At 32.0% G+C, this 17,127-nt stretch carries 18 protein-coding genes and 1 other RNA gene; 9 read left to right on the top strand and 10 right to left on the bottom strand.

The features are described from left to right. Window positions 1-28 precede the first annotated feature (28 nt). Entirely contained in the window at window positions 29-1,147 is a 1,119-nt protein-coding gene (locus B2X73_RS08060) for a glycosyltransferase (RefSeq protein WP_115001639.1), read from the bottom strand. A gap of 18 nt (window positions 1,148-1,165) precedes the next feature. After that, complete coding sequence (locus tag B2X73_RS08055) at window positions 1,166-1,399, bottom strand: uroporphyrinogen decarboxylase (RefSeq protein WP_115001637.1); 234 nt, start codon at window positions 1,397-1,399, stop codon at window positions 1,166-1,168. 76 nt (window positions 1,400-1,475) lie between these two features. On the opposite strand from B2X73_RS08055, the gene kdsA reads away from it, so the two are divergent. From kdsA to B2X73_RS08035, 4 genes are all read left to right on the top strand, one after another. Beyond that, complete coding sequence (kdsA, locus tag B2X73_RS08050) at window positions 1,476-2,285, top strand: 3-deoxy-8-phosphooctulonate synthase (RefSeq protein ID WP_115001635.1); 810 nt, start codon at window positions 1,476-1,478, stop codon at window positions 2,283-2,285. 73 nt (window positions 2,286-2,358) lie between these two features. Continuing rightward, window positions 2,359-3,720 carry an oxygen-independent coproporphyrinogen III oxidase gene (gene hemN, locus B2X73_RS08045; RefSeq protein WP_115001634.1) on the top strand — a complete coding sequence of 454 codons (1,362 nt, stop codon included), beginning with the start codon at window positions 2,359-2,361 and terminating at the stop codon, window positions 3,718-3,720. Window positions 3,721-3,780: 60 nt separating this feature from the next. Then, window positions 3,781-4,317 carry a hypoxanthine phosphoribosyltransferase gene (gene hpt, locus B2X73_RS08040; RefSeq protein ID WP_038333090.1) on the top strand — a complete coding sequence of 179 codons (537 nt, stop codon included), beginning with the start codon at window positions 3,781-3,783 and terminating at the stop codon, window positions 4,315-4,317. A 6-nt stretch (window positions 4,318-4,323) separates the two neighbouring features. Beyond that, window positions 4,324-4,902 (top strand): adenylate kinase, encoded by a 579-nt coding sequence (locus tag B2X73_RS08035; RefSeq protein ID WP_125350758.1) that lies wholly within the window; start codon window positions 4,324-4,326, stop codon window positions 4,900-4,902. Window positions 4,903-5,020: 118 nt separating this feature from the next. Here B2X73_RS08035 and B2X73_RS08030 read toward each other — a convergent pair whose 3' ends face one another. Beyond that, a complete protein-coding gene (locus B2X73_RS08030) occupies window positions 5,021-6,052 on the bottom strand; it encodes a quinone-dependent dihydroorotate dehydrogenase (protein WP_291052576.1) in 1,032 nt (343 codons plus the stop codon). Between the two features lie 117 nt (window positions 6,053-6,169). Then, window positions 6,170-6,691 carry a hypothetical protein gene (locus B2X73_RS08025; RefSeq protein ID WP_291052573.1) on the bottom strand — a complete coding sequence of 174 codons (522 nt, stop codon included), beginning with the start codon at window positions 6,689-6,691 and terminating at the stop codon, window positions 6,170-6,172. 396 nt (window positions 6,692-7,087) lie between these two features. Here B2X73_RS08025 and obgE point away from each other — a divergent pair, with 396 nt between their 5' ends. Together obgE and B2X73_RS08015 are read left to right on the top strand one after the other, a co-directional pair. Further along, window positions 7,088-8,074: a GTPase ObgE gene (gene obgE, locus B2X73_RS08020; RefSeq protein ID WP_115001628.1), complete on the top strand. Its 987-nt coding sequence runs from the start codon at window positions 7,088-7,090 to the stop codon at window positions 8,072-8,074. Between the two features lie 23 nt (window positions 8,075-8,097). Continuing rightward, on the top strand, window positions 8,098-8,418 hold the full coding sequence (locus B2X73_RS08015; protein ID WP_291060570.1) for a YbaB/EbfC family nucleoid-associated protein: 321 nt from the start codon (window positions 8,098-8,100) through the stop codon (window positions 8,416-8,418). A gap of 32 nt (window positions 8,419-8,450) precedes the next feature. On the opposite strand, the gene B2X73_RS08010 is transcribed toward B2X73_RS08015, so the two are convergent. The 3 genes from B2X73_RS08010 to B2X73_RS08000 form a co-directional block, all read right to left on the bottom strand. After that, window positions 8,451-9,230, bottom strand: a complete 780-nt coding sequence (locus B2X73_RS08010; RefSeq protein WP_260392035.1) for a rhomboid family intramembrane serine protease — start codon at window positions 9,228-9,230, stop codon at window positions 8,451-8,453. A 73-nt stretch (window positions 9,231-9,303) separates the two neighbouring features. Next, a complete protein-coding gene (locus tag B2X73_RS08005; RefSeq protein WP_125350526.1) occupies window positions 9,304-10,284 on the bottom strand; it encodes a hypothetical protein in 981 nt (326 codons plus the stop codon). Then, window positions 10,281-10,778 (bottom strand): hypothetical protein, encoded by a 498-nt coding sequence (locus B2X73_RS08000; protein ID WP_125350525.1) that lies wholly within the window; start codon window positions 10,776-10,778, stop codon window positions 10,281-10,283. The genes B2X73_RS08005 and B2X73_RS08000 overlap by 4 nt, the downstream gene beginning before the upstream one ends. A 50-nt stretch (window positions 10,779-10,828) precedes the next feature. Between B2X73_RS08000 and B2X73_RS07995 the strand changes: the two genes are divergently transcribed. The 3 genes from B2X73_RS07995 (at window position 10,829) to rnpB (ending at window position 14,517) form a co-directional block, all read left to right on the top strand. Further along, window positions 10,829-11,479, top strand: a complete 651-nt coding sequence (locus B2X73_RS07995) for an NRDE family protein (protein ID WP_115001619.1) — start codon at window positions 10,829-10,831, stop codon at window positions 11,477-11,479. A gap of 119 nt (window positions 11,480-11,598) precedes the next feature. Further along, window positions 11,599-14,124, top strand: a complete 2,526-nt coding sequence (locus B2X73_RS07990) for an ATP-dependent Clp protease ATP-binding subunit (RefSeq protein ID WP_286494732.1) — start codon at window positions 11,599-11,601, stop codon at window positions 14,122-14,124. A gap of 83 nt (window positions 14,125-14,207) precedes the next feature. Beyond that, window positions 14,208-14,517, top strand: an RNA gene (gene rnpB / locus B2X73_RS07985) — RNase P RNA component class A. Here the strand turns inward: rnpB and B2X73_RS07980 are convergent. The 3 genes from B2X73_RS07980 to B2X73_RS07970 form a co-directional block, all read right to left on the bottom strand. Further along, window positions 14,517-15,290, bottom strand: coding sequence for a LuxR C-terminal-related transcriptional regulator (locus B2X73_RS07980; protein ID WP_219033690.1), 774 nt, complete (start codon window positions 15,288-15,290; stop codon window positions 14,517-14,519). The two genes, rnpB and B2X73_RS07980, sit on opposite strands and share 1 nt — an antisense overlap. 185 nt (window positions 15,291-15,475) lie before the next feature. Next, a complete protein-coding gene (locus B2X73_RS07975; protein WP_180906861.1) occupies window positions 15,476-16,417 on the bottom strand; it encodes a transketolase family protein in 942 nt (313 codons plus the stop codon). Beyond that, complete coding sequence (locus B2X73_RS07970; RefSeq protein ID WP_180905074.1) at window positions 16,417-17,121, bottom strand: hypothetical protein; 705 nt, start codon at window positions 17,119-17,121, stop codon at window positions 16,417-16,419. Before B2X73_RS07970 ends, B2X73_RS07975 begins: the two co-directional genes overlap by 1 nt. Between the last annotated feature and the right edge of the window lie 6 nt (window positions 17,122-17,127).

Below are 17,127 nucleotides of genomic sequence, written 5' to 3'. Positions count from 1 at the left end.
AAAATAAAAAAGTAGATTAAAATTTAATCTACTTTTTTATTTTTTCAAAAATCTCCTTCAATTTCAATTCTTCATTTTCCCAACAAAGTTCGTTTGCAGCATTTGCAAGATTTTCTTGGTAACTTCTTTTTCCTTCGTCTAAGATTTCTTGTAGTTTTTCAGCCAAATGTTTTGGATAGTGGTTGTCAATCACTTTTCCAACTTTATACTCTTCGACTATTTTTTTTATTTCTGGTAAATTTGTTGCTAAAATTGGTACTCTAGCTTGAATAAAGTCAAATAATTTATTCGGTAGAGCGTAGCGATAGCTTAATCCTAAATCTTCTTCCATACTCATTCCTACATCAGCTAAAGGTGTTATAGTTTTTAAAGTTTTTGGGGGAATATTTCCTAAAAAATGAATGCGATTAGTTAAGTCTAAATCTTTTACCAATTGTTCGTATTCAGTTTTTTTAGGCCCTTCGCCAGCAATCCAAAATTGACAATTATCAATGTGTTTGAACGCTTCAATCATTCTGTCAATTCCTCGACTCATGTTAATTGCGCCTTGATACAATAATATTTTATCGTTTGTTGGATTTTCGGGTAAGCGAAAGAAAATTAAATCTTGTTTATCGTTAAGTTTTGTTCGGTTGGGAACATTTCTAATCACAGCCGGATTAGCACCATATTCCTTGCGAAACCAATTGGCATATCCATCACTTACGGTATAAAAATACTTGATTTTTGGAACAAGAGAACGTTCTAAAGTTTTCCAAACTTTTTTTGTTTTAGGACGATTGTGTAATGATGGCAATTCTGAATAAATTTCGTGACTATCAAAAACTAAAGGAATTTTTTTGATTTTACTTACCAAATAAAAAGGAAGTAAGCTATCTAAATCATTCGCTAGTAAAATAGTTTGTTTATCCGCTTTTTTAAGTAAAGTGAAAAATAATTTGTAATTGAATTCAGCATACTTTTTCATTGTTGATTGATTCTTTTGTTCCATCAAAAATGTCTTGTACGGTTTATTCAATTTCGGTCTACCGTTTATAGTCGCGCCAATCAATTCTACATCGTATCCAAATTTTAACAAAGAATGGCAAACTTTATCTAATCTTTGATCCGTTTCAATATTATTTAGTACAGCAGATAGGATTTTCAATTTTATGGTTTTTGAAGATTATTTTCCAGGTTTGAAGATGATATAATACGCCTGAACTAAAAATAAAATCGCATTTGGAATAAGGACTGGCCAAGCCTCGATCATAGCAGCATAAATTACAAAACATACACAACCAATTGCATTGATAATGCGGATAATTGTAATCTTCGAAAAAAAGAATGCTAGTACAATAAAGACTGAAGCAAGATAGCCAAAAATATCAGCTATACCAATGTTAGATAAAAAATCCATAAAACGATAAATAAGAATGATAAAGTATAGGCAAAATTATGAAAAATAAGTCGATAACTTTGTGTAAATTTGCACAATGATAGAAACTTTATCAAAGATAAAACACAAAGATTCGCCAAACTTCTTTTTACTTGCTGGTCCATGTGCCATCGAAAGTGAAGATATGGCTTTGAGAATTGCTGAAAAAGTAGTAACAATTACTGATAAATTAGAGATTCCTTATGTTTTTAAAGGATCTTTCAAAAAAGCAAATCGTTCTCGTATTGATAGTTTTACAGGGATTGGAGATGAAAAAGCATTGAAAATTATTCAAAAAGTTGGAGAAACTTTTGATGTTCCAACAACTACAGATATTCACGAACCTTTTCATGCAGAAATGGCGGCGGCTTATGTAGATGTGCTACAAATTCCTGCTTTCTTGGTTCGTCAAACCGATTTAGTGGTTGCAGCTGCACAAACTGGAAAACATGTTACGTTGAAAAAAGGTCAATTTCTTTCGCCAGAAGCAATGAAATTTCCTGTAGAAAAAGTAACAGATTCTGGTAATAATAATGTAGCAATTATCGAGCGTGGAACAATGTTAGGTTACGGAGATTTAGTGGTAGATTATCGTGGAATTCCTGTGATGCAAAATTATGCACCAGTTATTTTAGATATCACACATTCTTTACAACAACCAAATCAGGCTTCAGGTGTAACAGGAGGAAAGCCAGAATTAATCGAAACGATTGCTAAAGCTGGAATTGCTGTTGGTGCTGATGGTATTTTTATCGAAACGCATCCAGATCCTAAAAATGCAAAAAGTGACGGTGCAAACATGTTACAATTAGATTTGTTAGAAGACTTATTAACTAAATTAGTTAGAGTTCGTCAGGCAATTCTATAAAAATAATTTTTAAAGAAAATTTATTAAATAATACTTAGTCAAGTTGATTAAGTATTTTTAATTTTTTTAGATAATGGATAATTTAATTCAGAAATATAATATTCCAGGACCTCGTTACACAAGTTATCCAACTGTTCCGTTTTGGGACAATGATGATTTTACTAAACAAGGTTGGATTGAAACTTTTCAACGATCTTTCGATGAAAGTAATGTAGAAGAAGGAATATCAATTTATATTCATTTACCTTATTGCGAGTCGTTGTGTACGTTTTGTGCATGTAACAAACGTATTACGAAACAACATTCGGTAGAAGTTCCGTATATTGATACAGTTTTGAAAGAATGGAGATTATATGTGGATTTATTTTCATCTCGACCAAAAATTAAAGAAATTCATTTAGGAGGAGGAACACCAACGTTTTTTTCTCCAGAAAATTTGAAGAAATTAATTGATGGTATTTTTGAATATGCGGATGTAGCTGAAGGACACGAATTTAGTTTAGAAGGTCATCCAAATAACACAACAAGAGAACATTTACAGGCTTTATACGATTTAGGTTTTAGACGTATTTCGTATGGTGTACAAGATTATGATCTGAAAGTTCAGGAAGCGATCAATCGTGTTCAACCTTTCGAGAATGTGAAAAGAGCAACCGAAGAAGCGCGCGAAATTGGTTTTACATCGATTTCTCACGATTTGATTTTTGGTCTTCCACATCAAACAATGGAAGGAATGATGGAAACTATTAATTTGACAAAAGAATTAAATCCAGATCGTATTTCGTTTTACAGTTATGCGCATGTGCCGTGGATAAAAGGTGTTGGACAACGTGGTTTTCAGGACGATGATTTGCCTTCACCAGAATTGAAACGTGCATTATATGAAGAAGGAAAGAAAATGTTCGAGGAAATGAACTATTTCGAAGTTGGAATGGATCATTTTGCCTTAGAACAAGACTCGATGTATCAATCGATGAAAAACCATACATTACATCGTAATTTTATGGGATATTCTTCTTCGAAAACACAATTAATGGTTGGTTTAGGAGTTTCTTCTATCAGTGATTCTTGGTATAGTTTTGCACAAAACGAGAAGACAGTAGAAGAGTACGAAAAATCAATCAATAACGGAGAATTATCCGTTTTCAAAGGACATATATTATCAGAAGAAGATTTGATTATGCGTCGTCATATTCTAAATTTAATGTGTAATTTAGAAACTTCTTGGGCTGATGATAACATGAAATTTGATGATGTAGATCGTATCAAAACTATGTTACAAGATATGGTTGACGATAATTTGATTGAATTTGTAGAAAATGGTTTGATCGTAAAAGAAGAAGGACGTCCATACGTTCGAAATGTGTGTATGACATTCGATAAGAGAATGATAGATAACGAGCCAGAAACACGCATTTTCTCAATGACAATCTAATAAAATAGATAAATGTTTTAAACTTTATCAAAAAAAGTATATATTTGAATATCTCAAACAATGAAAGAAATAGAAATTCACGGTAAAAAATTTATTCCGTACATCGCTTTTGAAGAAATAGAACACGCCATCAAAAATATGGCAAACGAAGTTTACGAAGAATACAAAGACGAAAGACCGATTTTTGTTGGTGTATTAAACGGAGTTGTAATGTTCTTCAGCGATTTCTTAAAACAATATCAAGGAGAATGTGAGATTTCGTTCTTGAAATTAAAATCTTACGAAGGAACAGAATCAACAGGGAAAATTACTATTGAGATGGATATTCCGATGAATGTTGAAGGACGTCACGTAATTATTTTAGAAGATATTGTAGATACAGGTAATACGTTAGTAGAGTTGCACCGAATCTTGAAAGAGAAAAAGGTAAAATCATTAAAAGTAGCAACTTTATTATTTAAGCCAGATGCTTACAAAAAAGATTTAAAAGTAGATTTAGTAGGAATTTCTATTCCTGATAAATTTGTAGTAGGTTATGGATTAGATTTTGACGGATTAGGAAGAAATTTACCAGATATTTATCAAATAAAACATTAAAACAAAATGCTAAACATTGTATTGTTCGGACCTCCTGGCAGTGGTAAAGGAACACAAGCTAAATTTTTAGAAGAAAAGTACCAAACTCCTCAAATTTCTACTGGAGACTTATTTCGTTTCAACCTTAAAAATGAAACAGAATTAGGCGCTCTTGTGAAATCTTACATGGACAAGGGACAATTAGTTCCAGATGAGGTAACAACAAATATGTTGGTTGATCATTTAGATAACAATCCAAATGCGCAAGGATACATTTTTGATGGATATCCACGTACAACATCTCAAGCAGAAGCTTTAGATAAAATCTTAGCAGATAAATACGAAAGCGAAGTTTCGATTACATTAGCATTAGTTGTGGATGACGAAATTTTGGTTCAACGTTTATTAGAACGCGGAAAAACTTCTGGTCGTGCTGATGATGTGGACGAAAAAATTATCCGTGATCGTATTACAGAATATTACGAGAAAACTGCAATTGTAGCAGAACACTACAAAGCGCAAGGAAAATGGGTTGAGATTGATGGAGTAGGTTCTATTGAAGATATTACCGAAAAATTGAACGCAGCAATTAAAGAAGTTTTATAAGAACAACTTTTACATAATACTAAAAATGCTCCTTTTAATTAAAGGAGCATTTTTTTATTATTATCATTTCTGAATGTAGCTTTTTGTGAAATGAAGAACCGACATCAGAATGACTTTTCTATTTTCCTTCAACCAAGCCTTTACAAATGTTTTTTACAACAGCAGGACCTTCATAAATAAAACCTGTATAAACTTGTAACAAACTTGCACCAGCTTCCAGTTTTTCTTTAGCATCTTCGGCTGTATGAATTCCGCCAACTCCAATGATAGGAAATGCTTTGTTCGATTTTTCAGAAAGATAACGAATCACTTCTGTTGAACGATTTTTAAGTGGTTTTCCCGAAACTCCACCAGTTTCTTTTACAATTTCTGGATCAGATTTTAATCCTTCTCTTGAAATGGTTGTATTTGTAGCAATCACTCCAGCAATTTTAGATTCTAATACAATATCTATAATATCGTCCAATTGAGAATCTGTTAAATCTGGTGCGATTTTAAGTAAAATTGGTTTCGGTTTTTCGTTTTGATTATTGTATTGTTGCAAATAATTAAGAATGTACAATAAAGGTTCTTTTTCTTGTAAATCGCGTAATCCAGGTGTGTTTGGAGAACTTACATTGACTACAAAATAATCAACATAATCAAACAATGCATTGAAACATTTGATGTAATCGTCAACAGCATCTTCATTTGGTGTCAATTTGTTTTTACCAATATTTCCGCCAATAATATAGTTTTCACGATTTTTTAATTCTCTAATTTTCGAAACAGCAAAATCAACACCTTTGTTATTAAATCCCATTCGGTTGATAATCGCTTCATCTTCTACCAAACGAAACATACGCGGCGCATCATTCCCTGGTTGAGGTTTTGGTGTAACGGTTCCAATTTCGATAAAGCCAAATCCGAAGTGGTTCAATTCTTCAATATATTCAGCATTTTTATCAAAACCAGCAGCTAAACCAATTGGATTTTTGAATTTAATTCCAAAAACTTCTCGTTCTAAACTTGGATGATTGTATTGATAAAATTTATCTAATAATTTTCCAACTCCAGGAAATGCAGCATAATTTTTTAGATTTCGCGTAACGAAATGATGCGCATCTTCGGGTTGTAATTGAAATAAAATGTTTTTGAATTGTTTGTACATGCTACAAAATTAATCAATCCTATTCATTATAAAAATATGTTTTGATTACTTATTTTTTGTGATTGATTGTATTGTGCTAATTGGAGAAATTTCAACAGTTTTTTGACCTTTTCCAACTTAAAAATAGTAGAGACTATTGGTATTGATAAGGTAGATTTCTTTTTTCTCACCAGAATTGAAAGTTAAGGTTTGTCCATATTTTTCGAATTTTAAATCTCCATTTTTTATTCGTTTTGATAAAAAATTACCACCACCAATTCCAAAACCTAAAAAGAAACAAATCAGCATAACAAAAAAGAATTCAATTGAATTTTGATTAATTTTCTTAGTGAATTCTTCATTCGTGAGGTTATCAGTTTCTTTAATCTTATAATATTTCTTAATGAATTTTTTCTCTGGATGTTTCAATGAATACTGTTTAAAACTATAAAGTAGAAAAATAAGAAGAATAAAAAAGATTAGTAGGAAAGGATGTGCGGTAATTTCAGAAATTGGACTTATTAAGATATCCATAATGCTCGAAAATTTCAGAATATTAATATCCAATTGATAGTAAAAAATAGATTCTTTAATAATTCCCATGATGACTAAATAAATATAACCAAAAGGAAGTAATCGTTGTAAATGTTCGTTATTCATACTATTGAATCTATTTTTGGCGCGATTTTATTTCTTTGTTAATCATAGAAAGCCTTATGACCAAAGGCATCAAAGTAGTTGAAGTTCTGCAAGCAACGGCAATTAATGCATAATTTTTTGATTTTATTGCTGAATATACCAAGAAGATAGAAATCAAAAACATCAAACATCCAAAAGTAATTACCATTGTTTTGGTTTGTTTTTGCTTTTTCAGAAGTTAGTCATCAGTATATTCGGACAAATTTTTTTAGTATTCATGATAGTGTGTTAATTAATTGAATAAATATAAATAAAAATCTGAGTCATTATAAATTATTCATTCAAAATAGATAATACAAGATTTTAATAAACAAATTAGAAATTGTACTTTTGCAGACTAATTAAAAGAGAAAAATTATGCAATCAAATTTTGTTGACTACGTAAAAATAAATTGTAGAGCCGGACATGGAGGTGCGGGTTCAGCAAGTTTGCATCGCGAAAAATATATTGACAAAGGTGGACCAGATGGTGGAGATGGTGGACGTGGAGGAAATATCACGCTTCTTGGAAACTCAAATCTTTGGACCTTGTTAGAATTTCGATTCAAAAGACATTTCCGTGCGCAAAACGGTGGACGTGGAGGTAAATCTCGTTCTACTGGTGCTGACGGTGAAGATATTATTTTGGAAGTTCCGATCGGAACAATTGCCAAAGATGACGAAGGAAATATTATTGGCGAAGTAACAGAAAATGGGCAAGAATTAATTATTGCGCAAGGAGGAAAAGGGGGGCTAGGAAACTGGCATTTCCGTTCTGCAACGCGTCAAACGCCTCGTTATGCACAGCCAGGTTTGGATGGTGACGAGCGTCAAGTTACATTGGAGTTGAAAATTTTGGCAGATGTTGGTTTAGTTGGTTTTCCAAATGCAGGAAAATCTACTTTATTATCAGCTGTTTCGGCTGCTAAACCAAAAATTGCAGATTACGCATTTACAACGTTAACACCTAACTTGGGAATTGTAGAATACCGTAATCATCAGTCATTTATTATGGCAGATATTCCTGGAATTATCGAAGGTGCGGCAGAAGGAAAAGGTCTTGGACATCGTTTCTTGCGTCATATTGAGCGTAATTCTAACTTATTATTTTTAATTCCTGCCGATACAGAAGATTATAAAAAAGAATATGAAATTCTGTTGAATGAATTGAAAAAATTCAATCCTGAATTGTTAGATAAAGAACGAATTTTAGCTATTTCTAAGTCAGATATGTTAGATGATGAATTGGAAGCTGAGATTAAAGCACAATTACCAACTGATATTGATACGATATTTATTTCGTCTGTTTCTGGAAAAGGAATCACAGAATTGAAAGATTTATTGTGGAAAAAACTACACGAATAACTAATTATTAAAGATAAAGACAAATGTTTAGAAATTTTGGAGACATCATGGGAATGATGGGAAAAATCAATTCATTTAAAGATAAATTTTCTGATTTGAAAAATGAATTAGATGGAGAAATTTTTACAACGACTTCTAACGATGGAAAAGTAAAAATTACAATGTCTAAATTAGCAACAATAAAAGATATTGAACTTGCTGAAGGAATGGAAAAAGAAGAAATTGAAGATTTGTTAGTGATGACGTTAAACAAAGCGTTGGAACAAGTAAAAACAGAAGCAATTGACAGAGCGAAAAAAACAGCTCAAGAAAATTTACCAAACATTCCTGGAATGCCTTTCTAAGAAGAATTTGAAAAAATAAAACCCCCTGAAAATTAATTTTCAGGGGTTTTTGTTTGATAATTTGGTTCAATATTTTTATCATCTTTCTCATCCAAAGATTCAAGATATTCTGCTTTCAAACGTTCTTGTTCTTGGTAAATATCCCATAAACGCTCGGCTTGTGGATCATAATAATTTTCTTGATCCCATTTCGGAACTTCTTTTTGTGGACCAATATTTCTAAACAAATAAGCAAAAAATGCACCCGAAATAAATCCACTTAAATGTCCTTCCCAAGAAATAGAATTACTACTTGTATCTGTTTTTAATTGTGGTAAAATTTCTTGAGGAACCATTCCCCAAATCATTCCGCCGTATAATAAAATAATGATTAATGAAATCGCCATTAAACCGCGTTCTTTTCTAATAATTCCACTGAAAAATATGAACGAAGCCAATAAATAAACGATAGAACTTGCTCCGATATGGCAACTTACATTATCATCTAAAAAAGGAGGATTTCCAATCATCCAAAGAATAATTCCTGATAAAATCCAACCAAAAAAAATAACATAATAAGCTAATCTATCGTACATCAATAGTGCGATAAAGCTAAGAAATGCTAACGGAAAGGTATTACTGATAATGTGTTTCCAACCCGAATGAAATAAAGGTGAGAGCAGAATTCCTTTCAATCCTACGAAAGTTCTCGGAATAACGCCGTAACAACCGTTTAAATTGTATCCGTTTTGTTGGAACAAAAAGATAATCCACATTGGTATAAGCAGTAGCAGAGGAATTATAATAGTTTTCTTCGGAAAAGGATAACTCATAAAATTGGTTTTGAAAACATCATTCAATCTTTATTCCTTTCCAGAAAATCTGCCAATTTTGGTCAAATTAAGTTTAATAGCGTTTTATTAATTCTCTCGCAAGCAATTTCCAATCTGTCCATTTCACGCCTAATTGATGATTTTGAACAGCAATTTTATGTTGGTAATTCAAATGCTTAATCACTTCCTTATAAGCTTTTATCAAATTAAAATTCGGATCATAAATATGAGTTGCTTCAGAATTTGCACCATTAATTTCAAGTATGACAAAATTTCCGTTCTGAAAATCTTCTAAACTTTTTGCTTTCAAATCGATACGACCATAATAAAAACCATCAATTTTTTGTGCGATTTGATCTATAGTTTCTTCTAATTTAGACGTTTTTAGAGAAGATCCATCTAAAAAAGTTGTTCCTCGACTATGATTTCCTATTGGTTCAACCAATAATTTTTCATCTTTTTGAAGAACTGAATTTAGTTCGTTTTGTAAACGTTTAAACAAATAATCTTTTCGGTAAAAAGCTCTTAAATTTTGTTCGATTAATTCTTTCAAAGTTGATTTTCCATCACCCGTAAACGTCAAAAAATCTTTTGCTGTTATCGACAGTATTTTACCATTTTTTTCTTTTGGTAATCTAACATAGAAAACACCAAACTCAAAGTTTGATTGAATATATTCTTGTAAAATTAAATCTCGATTATTTTGCTCTAAATAATTTTTCCAATCAATTTCATTTCTGATTAATTCTACACCAATTCCACGTTCACCAAGATTTGGTTTTGCAATAAAGGGAAAATTAAACGGAATTTCTTGTGTTGTAAATTCATCAAAAAAAATGGTTTTTGGCTTATAATTTTTATCAATTTGATTGAGTAAATCAATTTTAGAATAATCAATAAATCCGCCCCATTTCATTGTAGGATTTGCCGAGCAAAAGTAAGCTGGAGCGCCTGTTTGAAAGATTTTATAAATGTACCAAGGTGTCAATGGCGCATAAAATAACCAGAATGGCCAAAATTCGTATCGTGTCCATTTTGTTATTTTCGGATTCATTTTTCTTGATTTTGAAAAGCAATTGTAGAAGATGCAATTCCAAAATTTTGTGGAATTTTAATCGTTGAAAAATGAGTTTCGATCGCAATTTTAATCAACGCAAAATGATGAATGCTATGATCAAAACAATACATTAATTCGCGATAATTTGTGGTATTAATTGTGAAATTCTCTCCGTAATAATTCTGTTTTAGCTGAATTGTTTTTTCTAAATCTAAACGTTCTATTTGTGATTTTAGATGATTCAGCGTATTCAAACTTTCAACAACCGAATTTTCTAAAGCACGATTTCGCTCTCTATCATCATAACAAATACAATTGTTTTTTTGCGCTTGTAAAAAGCACGAATAAAACTCGATAATATGACGAAAATGTTGACCAACAGAAGCACCAGAAATGATTTCTAATTCCTTTTGAAAAGACAGATCGTCAAATTGCAAAAGAATCGATTTCATTTCATCAAAGGAATGCGCTATAGTTTTCTGAATACTCATAATTCTTTGCAAAGATAAATTTTTACATTTGAACTAAATTGAAAAATGAGATGTGTATAATCAGTTTTTACAGAAATGAGGATGAATTTGTGTTGACGCACAACCGAGATGAGGAAATAAATCGTTCTTCTTCTAAAGAGATTGTGGAGCAAAAGCGTTTTGATAAAACTTATTTTTCGCCTGTAGATGAGCGCGCAAATGGAACTTGGATTTTTTATTCGGAACAATATGTTGCGTGTATTTTGAATGGAGGAATCGAAAAACCAATGCATTTCAAAGAAAAATACAGAGAAAGTAGAGGAATTATCTTATTAGATTTATTGAAATATAATTCTGTAAATGAGTTTATTAATTCGGAAAATTTGTCAGGAATCGCACCTTTTACAATTTTTGTTTTTGAAAGACTAACTAAAAATGCTTACCTTTTGTTTTGGAATGAAAATAAACTGAGCGTAAAAGATATTTCGCAAGAAAAAATTGTGACATGGTGTTCGTCGACATTGTACAGTCCTGAAAGAAGAAATGAAATTGATGAAATTTTTAATCAAAATAATGATTTAAAATCCGAAGAAATTTTAGAACTTCACGATGATTTGAAAATGAAAAAAGGTGATTTGTACGATTTTTTAGCAACGACATCTATCTCTCAAATTATTATGAATTCTTTAAGAATTGATATGAAATATTGTCAGCTATTTTGAAATTAATAGACAATAATTCGTTATTTTAAGGAATCATCAAATCATTTCGGACATAGGCATAATTTATGCTATAGTCTATCAGAATAATTATATTTGTTAAAGACAGCTTAAATAATAAAATGAACGATAATTTCTCACAACAAGTAAAAGACGTTATTTCTTATAGTAAGGAAGAAGCGTTGAGATTAGGCCACGACCAAATAGGAACGGAACACCTTCTGTTGGGGATTATTCGCGACGGTGAAGGGAAAGCCATTTCTGTCTTAGAAGCATTGAATGTCGATTTAGACGAAATGCGTCAAAAAATAGAAAACCTAAACCCAGCAAAAGAAACTCCAGGTAATAATATAAAAAATTTGAGTTTGACAAAACAAGCTGAAAGAGCGTTGAAAACAACATTCTTAGAAGCAAAATTGTTTAAAAGTCCGACTGTAAATACAATTCACTTATTATTGTGTATTCTTCGTAATGAAAACGATCCGATTACAAAATTGATGAATAAGTTGGATATTGATTACAATACAGTAAAGGAGGAATTCAAATTTCAATTTCAAGATGAGGAAATTCAATCTCCTCGTGCAGAAAATCCATCTTTTGATGGAGGTGATTCTGATAACGATTTTGAGCGTGCATCTACAAGTAAACCTACTTCGAAAAGTAAAACACCAGTTTTAGATAATTTCGGACGAGATTTGACAGCGATTGCGCAAGAAGGAAAATTAGATCCTGTAGTTGGACGCGAAAAAGAAATAGAACGTGTTTCGCAAATTCTTTCTCGTCGTAAAAAGAACAATCCATTGTTAATTGGAGAGCCAGGTGTTGGTAAATCTGCAATTGCAGAAGGTTTAGCGTTAAGAATTGTACAACGTAAAGTTTCGCGCGTATTGTTCAACAAACGTGTGGTAACATTAGATTTAGCATCATTAGTTGCTGGAACTAAATATCGTGGACAATTTGAAGAGCGTATGAAAGCAATCATGAATGAATTAGAGAAAAATGATGATATTATTCTTTTCATTGATGAGTTACATACAATTGTTGGAGCAGGAGGAGCTACGGGTTCTTTAGACGCTTCTAACATGTTCAAACCTGCTTTGGCGCGTGGTGAATTACAATGTATTGGAGCAACAACGTTGGACGAATATCGTCAATATATTGAAAAAGATGGTGCATTAGTTCGTCGTTTTCAAAATGTGATGGTTGAACCAACAACTCCAGAAGAAACATTACAGATTTTACATAATATCAAAGATAAGTATGAAGCGCATCATAATGTAAATTATACAGATGAAGCGTTGCAAGCTTGTGTAAATTTGACAACACGTTATATTACAGATCGTTTCTTGCCAGATAAAGCGATTGATGCTTTAGATGAAGCGGGTTCTCGCGTGCATATCAAGAATATAAAAGTTCCTCAAGAAATTTTAGATCTTGAAGCAAAATTAGAAGAAGTTCGCGAAGAGAAAACGAAAGTTGTAAAATCTCAAAAATACGAAGAAGCTGCTCGTTTACGTGATTCAGAGAAACAAATAGAAAGTGATTTGAAACGTGAGCAAGCAAAATGGGTACAAGAATCGAAAGAGAATCGTGAAACAGTTACAGAAGAAAATGTAGCGGAAGTTGTTTCGTTGATGTCTGGCGTTCCTGTACATCGTGTAGCTGAAAAAGAATTGAAAAAATTGGCTCAGATGAATGAGTTAATGAAAGGAAAAGTAATTGGTCAAGATGAAGCGGTAACGAAAGTTGTAAAAGCAATTCAACGTAATCGTGCAGGATTGAAAGATCCGAACAAACCAATTGGTTCATTCATTTTTTTAGGAACTACGGGTGTTGGTAAAACACAATTAGCGAAAGTTTTGGCGAAAGAAATCTTTGATTCGAATGATGCGTTAATTCGTATCGATATGTCAGAATACATGGAGAAATTTGCCGTTTCTCGCTTAGTTGGAGCACCTCCGGGCTACGTTGGTTACGAAGAAGGTGGACAATTGACAGAAGCAGTTCGTCGTAAACCATATGCGGTAATTTTGTTAGATGAGATTGAGAAAGCGCATCCAGATGTATTCAATATCTTGTTACAAATTTTGGATGATGGTCATGTAACAGATAGTTTAGGTCGTAAAGTTGATTTCCGTAATACGATTATCATTTTAACGTCTAACATTGGTACAAGACAATTGAAAGAGTTTGGAGATGGTGTTGGATTTGGAACTTCATCTAAGAAAGATTCTGCTGATGAACGCGCAAAATCAACAATTGAAACAGCTTTAAAACGTGCTTTCGCGCCAGAATTTTTGAATCGTATTGATGATATTATTTTCTTTAATTCATTGACAAAAGAAGACATCATGAAAATCATCGATATTGAATTAGCAAGTTTAATCGAGCGTTTAATAGCTTTGAATTATCATATTGAATTAACAGAGGAAGCGAAGAATTTTATCGCAGACAAAGGATTTGATAAAGATTATGGAGCTCGTCCGTTGAAACGTGCTATTCAGAAATACATCGAAGATCCAATGGCAGAAGAAATTATCAATGCTGTAATTAGTGAAGGAGATGAATTAACTCTTGATTTAAATGAAGCAAAAGATGGTGTTAAAATTTCTGTAAAAGGAAAAACGAAAGAAGAAAAATCAGAATAATTTCTAAGTTTCTATAATAGAAAGGCTTGAACATTTTTGTTCAAGCCTTTTTTATTTCGGTAACTTTTGCCGTACATTTGCGCTCAGCAAGCCACTTTGTCGCTTCATGTATGTGAAGAGGAAAGTCCGGGCTCCAAAGAGTAAGCATAGCGGGTAACGCCCGTCCGTCGAGAGGCGAGGACAAGTGCAACAGAAAGTATGTACAGTTCGGCTGTAGTGAAACCAGGTAAACTCTATGCGGAGCAATGCCATGTATACCAGCAGTTAAGAGCTACTCGTTCGTTGCTGGGGGGTAGGCAGATTGATATTTTAGGTAACTAAAATACTAGATAAATGACAAAGCATCTTGATTTATTAAGGTGACAGAACCCGGCTTATCGGCTTGCTTTTTTCTATTTTTTGAAGTAAAGACTAAATAATTCTGAAGTATTAGAACAGTTGTTCTTTTTCAAAATATTTCTTCGATGCGTGTCAATAGTATGTTTACTTAAATCTATAGCGTTTGCTATATCCTGACTTGTGTAGCCTTTAATCAGAAATTCGATAATCTCCGTTTCTTTTTTTGTAAGTTGTAAAGATGAATTTGTTTTTGAATTAAGAAGATTATTCAATCCATCTTTGATGTTGTAAATATGCATAATAGGCTTTCCTCCAACCTTTATTTGTGTGATGTCAGTCGCTAAACAAAAAACTCGATTTGGTAAAAAATTTTTACTTAATTCGTAAAAGAAATGTTGCAAATGAATTTGATGAATTTCTCCTTTTTTATCTATCACACGAAAATCATAAGTAAATTTATAATTCATTCTTTCTTCAGGGACAATTTCCATACTAAAATTTGCAATTCGTTGCTGAATATCAATCACATGTTGCAAATCATCGGGATGTACCATTTGAACACATAATTCAGCTGTATATTCGTCAGGAAGATAACCCAAAATATCTTCGCATTGAGGAGAAACATATTCGAATGTTGCAGAATTAGGATTGATGAAATACATAAAAGATTCACCAAGAGCAAGACTTCTTAAAGTTTGTAAATAATCATTAATCGATTGAAAACTCTCATTTTTTTCGTTTAAGGTTCTACGATCTGTATTTTCACTCCATAGTTTTTTTACAATACTTGCATATTCAGTAATAGATTTTTGATTTGCTTTTTTCATATGCTTACAAGTAAAAGTTAATAAAATACCATTAAATGAGTATTTTTTAAGTTAGTAATATAAACTAATTTTGCAAAATATATATAGGATTAAAGCAGTTTTGCTTTTTCAACCAACCTATTTTATATTTAACCTATAAAAAAAGGAGCTAAATTTTTTAGCTCCTTTTTAATATTATGATGGAATTAAAGTAAAGATTTTACTTTCTCGATTACAGCAGTAGAATCGATTCCATATTTTTTCATTAAATCTGAAGGTGTTCCAGATTCACCGAATTTATCATTAACCGCAACAAAAGCTTGTTTTGTTGGTAATTTTTGAGCTAAAACTCTTGCAACAGATTCACCTAAACCACCTAAAATATTATGTTCTTCAGCTGTTACAATTTTTCCTGTTTTCTTTACAGAGTTTAAGATAATTTCTTCATCCAATGGTTTGATTGTATGAATATTGATCACCTCACAAGAAATTCCTTCTTTTTCTAACTCAGCAGCAGCAACCAAAGATTCCCAAACTAAGTGACCTGTCGCAACAATTGTTACATCAGAACCTTCGTTCATTAAGATACCTTTACCAATTTCAAATTTTTGGTCAGCTGGTGTGAAAACTGGAACAGCAGGACGACCGAAACGTAAGTAAACAGGACCTTCATATTCAGCTGCAGCAATTGTAGCCGCTTTAGTTTGATTGTAATCACAAGGATTGATAACCACCATTCCTGGTAACATTTTCATCAAACCAATATCTTCTAATGTTTGATGAGTTGCACCATCTTCTCCTAACGTTAAACCAGCGTGCGATGCAGCGATTTTTACATTTTTGTTAGAGTAAGCGATAGATTGACGAATTTGATCGTACACACGAGCTGTAGAAAATTCAGCGAAAGTTCCTGTGAAAGGAATTTTACCTCCAATTGTCAAACCTGCAGCAATTCCCATCATGTTTGCTTCAGCAATACCAATTTGGAAAAAACGCTCTGGGTTTTCTTTGATAAATTGATCCATTTTCAATGAACCAATCAAGTCAGCACACAATGCAACAACGTTAGGATTTGTTCTTCCTAACTCTGTCAATCCATCTCCGAATCCACTACGTGTATCTTTTTTTTCTGTGTATGTTAAGTCTATCATTGTTTTTGTTTTTTGTATTCGTTTTTGTATTTTTCTACTTCTGTTTTTTCATCAAATTGATAAATAAAATCATTTGGCGAAACATTAATTTCTTCTTCCTCTTCGGCGCTCTTTTTTATCCAATTTTCTAAGATTTCAACATTTTCTAACACAATATTATGTCCAACTCGATAAATCAAGCCTTTCAAATTTAGTTCAGAATTGATAAACGGAACGGTGTTGATGTTAGAATTTGTATCGATGCAAATTTCTGTACCATTGTCGTTGTCATTATCTTTTCTGAAAATGTTATACACTTCACATTGTTTATTTAGAATCGTTTCTTTTTGACCAGTTCTATTCGCAACATAACTATTTCCGATTGCGGAATTTGTTAAACTTGGATTATTAGTCGCTAAAAAAGAATTTCCTAATAAATCTTTTGTGCCTTCGAAATCAATTTTAAAAACCTTCGGATTTTCTTCTTCGCTGTAAACAGAATACATATTGTCGTTTACTTTTAATGAAGCGAAGTTTCCCATCGGTGTTCGCGTAATCATCAAATGTGCTTTGTAATCTTTGGTTGATAAAATGTCCAAAAAATCTGAATAGAAATCACTTTTGATACGATATTGAATAACGTTTTCGAATTTATACGATTGCATTTGAGCGAAAGTTAAACATGTAAAAAGCGTTAATATAAAACTGATTGATTTTTTCATTATCGA

The organism is Empedobacter sp. UBA7252, from assembly GCF_002472765.1.
Taxonomy (GTDB): domain Bacteria; phylum Bacteroidota; class Bacteroidia; order Flavobacteriales; family Weeksellaceae; genus Empedobacter; species Empedobacter falsenii_B.
This window is presented reverse-complemented; position numbering and strand designations above follow the sequence as displayed.

What these genes read in the sequence shown, in the direction of transcription:
- hpt (WP_038333090.1), top strand. Translation starts at nt 3,781, where the DNA reads ATGAAAGAAATAGAAATTCACGGTAAAAAATTTATTCCGTACATCGCT.
- B2X73_RS08000 (WP_125350525.1), bottom strand. Translation starts at nt 10,778, where the DNA reads ATGAGTATTCAGAAAACTATAGCGCATTCCTTTGATGAAATGAAATCG.
- obgE (WP_115001628.1), top strand. Translation starts at nt 7,088, where the DNA reads ATGCAATCAAATTTTGTTGACTACGTAAAAATAAATTGTAGAGCCGGA.
- kdsA (WP_115001635.1), top strand. Translation starts at nt 1,476, where the DNA reads ATGATAGAAACTTTATCAAAGATAAAACACAAAGATTCGCCAAACTTC.
- B2X73_RS08005 (WP_125350526.1), bottom strand. Translation starts at nt 10,284, where the DNA reads ATGAATCCGAAAATAACAAAATGGACACGATACGAATTTTGGCCATTC.
- B2X73_RS08015 (WP_291060570.1), top strand. Translation starts at nt 8,098, where the DNA reads ATGTTTAGAAATTTTGGAGACATCATGGGAATGATGGGAAAAATCAAT.
- B2X73_RS07990 (WP_286494732.1), top strand. Translation starts at nt 11,599, where the DNA reads ATGAACGATAATTTCTCACAACAAGTAAAAGACGTTATTTCTTATAGT.
- B2X73_RS08055 (WP_115001637.1), bottom strand. Translation starts at nt 1,399, where the DNA reads ATGGATTTTTTATCTAACATTGGTATAGCTGATATTTTTGGCTATCTT.
- B2X73_RS08035 (WP_125350758.1), top strand. Translation starts at nt 4,324, where the DNA reads ATGCTAAACATTGTATTGTTCGGACCTCCTGGCAGTGGTAAAGGAACA.
- B2X73_RS07995 (WP_115001619.1), top strand. Translation starts at nt 10,829, where the DNA reads ATGTGTATAATCAGTTTTTACAGAAATGAGGATGAATTTGTGTTGACG.
- B2X73_RS07980 (WP_219033690.1), bottom strand. Translation starts at nt 15,290, where the DNA reads ATGAAAAAAGCAAATCAAAAATCTATTACTGAATATGCAAGTATTGTA.
- B2X73_RS07970 (WP_180905074.1), bottom strand. Translation starts at nt 17,121, where the DNA reads ATGAAAAAATCAATCAGTTTTATATTAACGCTTTTTACATGTTTAACT.
- B2X73_RS08030 (WP_291052576.1), bottom strand. Translation starts at nt 6,052, where the DNA reads ATGTACAAACAATTCAAAAACATTTTATTTCAATTACAACCCGAAGAT.
- hemN (WP_115001634.1), top strand. Translation starts at nt 2,359, where the DNA reads ATGGATAATTTAATTCAGAAATATAATATTCCAGGACCTCGTTACACA.
- B2X73_RS08010 (WP_260392035.1), bottom strand. Translation starts at nt 9,230, where the DNA reads ATGAGTTATCCTTTTCCGAAGAAAACTATTATAATTCCTCTGCTACTG.
- B2X73_RS08025 (WP_291052573.1), bottom strand. Translation starts at nt 6,691, where the DNA reads ATGAATAACGAACATTTACAACGATTACTTCCTTTTGGTTATATTTAT.